At 50.5% G+C, this 1,623-nt stretch carries 2 protein-coding genes; one reads left to right on the top strand and one right to left on the bottom strand.

Annotated features, from left to right (window positions below; translation table 11 throughout):
- Positions 1–577 (bottom strand): NAD(P)H-dependent oxidoreductase (locus RTY00_RS24585; protein ID WP_312666722.1); only part of this gene is annotated, 577 nt, incomplete at its 3' end.
- 161 nt (positions 578–738) lie between these two features.
- On the opposite strand from RTY00_RS24585, the gene RTY00_RS24590 reads away from it, so the two are divergent.
- Positions 739–1,503 carry a transporter substrate-binding domain-containing protein gene (locus RTY00_RS24590; RefSeq protein WP_312666723.1) on the top strand — a complete coding sequence of 255 codons (765 nt, stop codon included), beginning with the start codon at positions 739–741 and terminating at the stop codon, positions 1,501–1,503.
- Positions 1,504–1,623: the final 120 nt, after the last annotated feature.

The raw sequence follows: 1,623 nt of genomic DNA on the forward strand, positions 1-1,623 counted from the left end.
AAGCAAAGATCTCGCTGAGATGAGTCCGATAACGTTCGATATCGCGCGGCACGTCAGGCATTTTAATCACATCGTTACAGATAAAGGTCGGCAAACCTTCCATGCCAAGGAACTGGTTGGCTTTATGGAAGTGCAGATACAAACCATCCACGCCGACGCCTTCAAAGAACTGCTCGGGATCGTTAAAGGCTTCCAGCGGAGCGTTCCAGGTCAGTGACAGCATGTATTTCTTGCCCTGAATCAGGCCGCCAGAACCGTACTTTTTACCGGCATCACTGCGCGTGCGCCCATCGCTGGCATACAGTGAACCGTGACCTTCAGTGAAGACATCATCGATATACTTTTTCACCGTCCACGGCTCGCCCATCCACCAGCCGGGCATCTGATAAATCACCACATCGCTGTCGAGGTACTTCTGCACTTCTTCTGCCACGTTGTAATCGCTATCGGCAATAGTCACCTGCACCTGATGGCCAAGATCGCGCAGCTGGCTGGCAGCCACGTCAGTTAAGGTATGGTTCAGCTCGCCTTTCGAATGGGCGAAGGTTTTGCCGCCATCGATAATTAAAAAATTCATCTAATCCGCTCCGTTTCTGGTTGATGCCGCACACTCTACGCGCGCGCAGGAGCGAGAAAAATGCGTGATTGATCACAACACTTTTGCTAATAAAGCAATAATGCGGACGATTATGAAACAATCCTCGTGCAAACCAACATCAACCCTAAAAAGAAGAAACCATGAAAACCGCGATACTGAGTGCATTACTTCTGGTGACCGGCGCTGCTCAGGCGCAATCCCACCTTGATGACATCCGCGCGAGCAAGACCTTAAAAGTCTGTACCACTGGCGATTACAAGCCATATAGCTATTTGCACAGCGATGGCCAATACGAAGGATTGGATATCAGCATGGCGCAATCGCTGGCGAACAGCCTTGGCGCGAAAGTGCAGTGGGTGCCAACCACATGGAAAACCCTGAGCGATGATTTTGTCGCGAAGCAGTGTGATATCGCGCTGGGCGGCGTATCGGTCACGCTTAAGCGTCAGCAGATCGCCTGGTTCGCTCAGCCGCTCGGCGTCGATGGCAAAATCCCGCTGGTACGCTGCGATGACAAAGCGAAATACCAGACGGTTGAGCAGATCAATAAAACCAGCGTACGGGTGATCGAACCGGCGGGCGGCACCAACGAAGCCTTCGTGCACAGCCATTTACCACAGGCGACGCTGCAGCTGGCTGACAACGTGGGGATTTTCCAGCAGTTGGTGGATAAGAAAGCGGATGTGATGATCACCGATGCGTCTGAAGCACTGTTCCAGCAGCAGCATTATCCAACGCTGTGCGCCATCAATCCGGACAAACCGATGCAGTACGGCGAGAAGGCCTACATGATCCCGCGCGATGATATGAGCTGGAAGTTGTATGTTGATCAGTGGCTGCATCTCAGCACCGCCACCGGCGAATATTCACAGATAGCCAGTAAATGGTTTGGTGTTACGAAGTAACGACACTATTAACCATAAAGTAGATGTCTTGGACGTTTAAAAATCAAAAAAATGAATCTATTTTCATCAGATAGACTCAAACCAATATATATAGTTTCGACTGGGTTGGGAATATATTTT

The sequence above is a fragment of the Pantoea sp. CTOTU49201 genome, from assembly GCF_032054795.1.
GTDB lineage: Bacteria > Pseudomonadota > Gammaproteobacteria > Enterobacterales > Enterobacteriaceae > Pantoea > Pantoea symbiotica.

Coding starts and splice junctions, on each gene's coding strand:
- RTY00_RS24590 (WP_312666723.1), top strand. CDS start 739: ATGAAAACCGCGATACTGAGTGCATTACTTCTGGTGACCGGCGCTGCT.